Here is a 3,428-nt window from a genome sequence, read left to right as displayed (position 1 = left end):
GGTCGAGGCGTCGTCTTGGGTGTGCATCACACCGGCAAGGATGGCCGGACCCTGCGGGGTTCGTCGGCGTTCGAGGCCGGCGCCGACACGGTCTACCTCACCACGCGTGACGCCGAGGATGGTGGGGTGATCGTCGTCAATCGGGAGAAGCGCAAAGACGGTCCTGTTCTCGATGTTCACCGCCTGCGACTCGACCCGATCGAGGGCACGGCGAGCTGCGTTCTCGCTTTGTCTCACCCTCTGCGCACTGAACACCGCTCAGAAGCGCTTTTGTCTCACTTCAAGTCTCACTTCGCCCACACTGGCGCAACGGCTACTCAGTTGCGCGAAACCAGTGATCTGTCACGAGCCACGCTGTATCGCGCTATCGATGACCTGGTGCAACGCGGCGCGCTGATCAACACGGGCACAGATAAGCGACCCTTCTACAAGTTAGCTGACCAATGACACCTTGTCTCACCTGTATCAGTCTCGTCTCACCTGCCGTCTCGTCTCATCTCACCCCCGGGTCTTTAGACCCGGGGAGTGAGACTGAGACGGTGAGACGGCGTGGAGACATAGGCGCTCGTATCGAAGGGTCGCATTTGAAACGCGACCCTTCGACACGCGCTGACGCTCGCTCGACCCCCGCCCCGTCGAAATATTTGCCGGGTGCCTCGATTCCTGACCCGTGCCGCCGGTCAGGCTTTTTTTATTCAGAACCCGAGTTTGCCAGCGACGCGAATGGCGCGCCGTACACACACACGCGTGACCGGGGCCGGGGGTCACGAGGGACGGCCGCCCCTCAAGATTCTGGCCTGGTCGCGTGATCGAGCCACAGGAAGGCGACGACGACATGTTCATGGCGTTTTGCGAGGCCACTATGGGGGGCGACCCCGGCCACCTGGGCGACGACGAGCCCGAGGTTCGGCCGTTGTGCGCCGAGTGCGTCCGAGATCTACCGAATCCCGGTGACAGCGTGTGCGCGTTCTGTCGAGTGACCGGAGCCGGTCAATGAGGGTCAGCGGCATCAAGGACGTGCAGTACTCCGTCTGGCGCCAACCGGACTCCCCTCGGGTGTTCTTCCGCGTCGGATGGCAGCGCTATGCGGCAACGCCGGCCGAGGCTCGCGAGTTGGGCCAGCTGTTGATTGCCGCGGCGAACGACGAGTCGATGCGGCCGCAGGTCGGCGGACCGGGAGTTGGAGACGACGATGGGTGACGTCGAGCGCCTGGCCGGCGTGGTCATCTCGGACTCAGCAGCTCGAGAACTCGTGTCGGCGCTTGACATGCTCGATCGCCTCGCTGCGCCGATCGGGCAGCGGCTTAGTCCGCAAATGGCTCATATCAGACGCGAGTTGCTCACCTGCACTTCTCGTGTAGTGGCTTCGGCAGACACGAGCGCAGGGCGGGTTTCTGGGGCGGCTGTTGCACACTTCGACATGAGCGTTGTTGATTCACTCACCGCCGCAGAGCATTTGGGAATCACTCGCGACGGAGTGACCTGGCATTGCCGGCGAGGTCGCTTCGGAGCGGGAGCTACCAAGGCGGGCGGCCGGTGGTTCATCAACACCGGGGCGCTCGCCGAGTTCCGCGAGAATCGCGGCCGTACACAGGAGGCGTGAATGCCAAACCCCCTGGTGCCGAGCATTTCCGGCAACACGATCACCACGTCAGCGCTGCTGAAGAACCCGTCGCAGATCAACGCGATGGTGGCGACGCTGGCTGCGGACCAGCTCGTCGCTGACGCGTTTTTCCGCCCCCTTGGCTCCAAGGTCTCGGGCGGCGCGATCTTGTACGACGTGCTGCTTCACGGCGCCAACTTCGCGAAGCGGGACGTCGAGCCGCGGTCGCCGGGTGCCGAATACGTCTTTACGCACCAAGACGTCGAGCGCGAGATGGCGACCCCCAAAGACCACGGCGCGAAGATCGAGATTCTGGACGAGGAGGCCGACCGCTACGACACCGCGGTGATCGGGACCCGAATCGTCACGCTGGCCAACACTCTCGTCCGCCAGATCGACCGACTCGCGATCGCAACTGTCGAGGCGGCGCTGACCAAGTACTCGATCGCGGGCGTGCCTGGCCACAACTGGGACGATCTTGTCACCGTAGGGCCGGCCGACAGCATCACTCCGAACTCTGAGCGGCCACTGGCTGATATCGCCAGCGCCGCACTGCTGATCCGGATGGACGATCTGGGTGTCCCACCGCCCAACACCCTGGTGCTCCACCCCGGCCAGCACATGGCTCTCCAGGTTGGCTACGGCGCCGACCTGACGGCCGTCCTGGCCGCCGCGGGGATCACCAAGGTGCGGACGAGCACGCAGGTGTCTGTCGGGGTCGGCTACGTCGTCTCAGCGGGCCAGGCGGGCGTGATGGGCTTCGAGCACGGCGGCCTGAGAACCGAAACGATCCCCGATCGGGAGCGTCGACGCACGATCGTGCAGACGTACGCCTCGCCGGCCTACGCAGTGCCCCGCCCGGGGGCGATTCGCAAGATCACCGGGCTCGCAGGCTGAGGTCTGAAAGGAATCCATTGTGGCCAAGTACATTCCGTTTTTCTTTCCAGCGATCGAGATCAGTGATCCTGCCAGCGCGGCAGTCACCGGCGGCCAGCTGCTCTACGCCTCGGGCAACGACACGGTGGCGCCGACGACCGCAGCAACGGCCGCGTGGGTGGGTGTCGCTGCCCATGACGCGGCTATCGGCGAGCGAGTGTCGTACTACACCGTCGGCGTACATGAGCTGGCCGCCAGCGGAACGATCAACGCCGGCGACGTAGTGATTCCCGCGGCCGCTGGCGCTGTGGCAGTGATCGGCGCAGGTACCACGTACTCGCAGGTTGTCGGCGTTGCTAAGGCCGCGGCTGCCGGCGGCAAGGTGAAAGTGCTGCTGCGATGACCACATACAGGGTGCTCAGGCCCATCGCCGAGATCGTCGGGAAGGGTGAGAACGCCGTCGTGAAGCACCACCAGCGCGGCGCGGTCGTCGAGCTCGACGACAAGACCGCGGCGCCGCTGGTCGAGGCGGGGCGTATCGAGACAGTCGAAGAGGCGTCGAGCCGGAAGCGATAGCTGATGGCGATCGAACTCGACGTCGTCACGCACCTCAATGAGCGCTCGGTCCAGAACGCCGCGCGCCAGGCGCACTCGCACTGGGACCGTGAGAGCCGGGTCACCGGTCAGGCTGTCGAGCGCAATCTCACCGGTGGCCACGAACGGACGGTGCGCAGCGTCGAGCGCATGTCGGTCCAGATTGAGCGGCACTACAACCGGGTGGCGGACAGCACTGGCCGGGTGCGGCTGGAGCAGGAGCGTTATGACGCGCTGATCCGCAGCGGTGAGACTGACCGCGTCAAGTTGATCCAGCAGGCTGAGCGGCTGTCGGCGGCACACCGCCGGGAAGCCTCGGCGGTCCGCCAGCTCTCGCAGGAGCTCAACAACGCCG

The 3,428-nt window shown here is 65.2% G+C and carries 7 protein-coding genes; all 7 read left to right on the top strand.

Going from position 1 to position 3,428, the window contains the following annotated elements; all coding sequences use genetic code 11:
• The coding region (locus ACXMYJ_RS28815; RefSeq protein WP_460359512.1) for a hypothetical protein at nucleotides 1-447 on the top strand (447 nt) is incomplete at its 5' end.
• 546 nt (nucleotides 448-993) lie between these two features.
• Nucleotides 994-1,200: a hypothetical protein gene (locus tag ACXMYJ_RS28810; RefSeq protein ID WP_460359511.1), complete on the top strand. Its 207-nt coding sequence runs from the start codon at nucleotides 994-996 to the stop codon at nucleotides 1,198-1,200.
• Nucleotides 1,193-1,603 (top strand): hypothetical protein, encoded by a 411-nt coding sequence (locus tag ACXMYJ_RS28805; protein ID WP_460359510.1) that lies wholly within the window; start codon nucleotides 1,193-1,195, stop codon nucleotides 1,601-1,603. The genes ACXMYJ_RS28810 and ACXMYJ_RS28805 overlap by 8 nt, the downstream gene beginning before the upstream one ends.
• Nucleotides 1,604-2,500 carry a major capsid protein gene (locus ACXMYJ_RS28800; protein WP_460359509.1) on the top strand — a complete coding sequence of 299 codons (897 nt, stop codon included), beginning with the start codon at nucleotides 1,604-1,606 and terminating at the stop codon, nucleotides 2,498-2,500.
• 19 nt (nucleotides 2,501-2,519) lie between these two features.
• A complete protein-coding gene (locus ACXMYJ_RS28795; RefSeq protein WP_460359508.1) occupies nucleotides 2,520-2,882 on the top strand; it encodes a capsid cement protein in 363 nt (120 codons plus the stop codon).
• Complete coding sequence (locus tag ACXMYJ_RS28790; protein WP_460359507.1) at nucleotides 2,879-3,055, top strand: hypothetical protein; 177 nt, start codon at nucleotides 2,879-2,881, stop codon at nucleotides 3,053-3,055. The genes ACXMYJ_RS28795 and ACXMYJ_RS28790 overlap by 4 nt, the downstream gene beginning before the upstream one ends.
• A gap of 3 nt (nucleotides 3,056-3,058) precedes the next feature.
• On the top strand, nucleotides 3,059-3,428 hold a 370-nt coding region (locus tag ACXMYJ_RS28785; RefSeq protein ID WP_460359506.1), incomplete at its 3' end, for a hypothetical protein.

Source organism: Mycobacterium sp. ZZG, from assembly GCF_054786995.1.
This window is presented reverse-complemented; position numbering and strand designations above follow the sequence as displayed.

Bases quoted from the DNA above. Each gene is read 5' to 3' on its own strand.
- ACXMYJ_RS28810 (WP_460359511.1), top strand. From the start codon at position 994: ATGAGGGTCAGCGGCATCAAGGACGTGCAGTACTCCGTCTGGCGCCAA.
- ACXMYJ_RS28805 (WP_460359510.1), top strand. From the start codon at position 1,193: ATGGGTGACGTCGAGCGCCTGGCCGGCGTGGTCATCTCGGACTCAGCA.
- ACXMYJ_RS28800 (WP_460359509.1), top strand. From the start codon at position 1,604: ATGCCAAACCCCCTGGTGCCGAGCATTTCCGGCAACACGATCACCACG.
- ACXMYJ_RS28790 (WP_460359507.1), top strand. From the start codon at position 2,879: ATGACCACATACAGGGTGCTCAGGCCCATCGCCGAGATCGTCGGGAAG.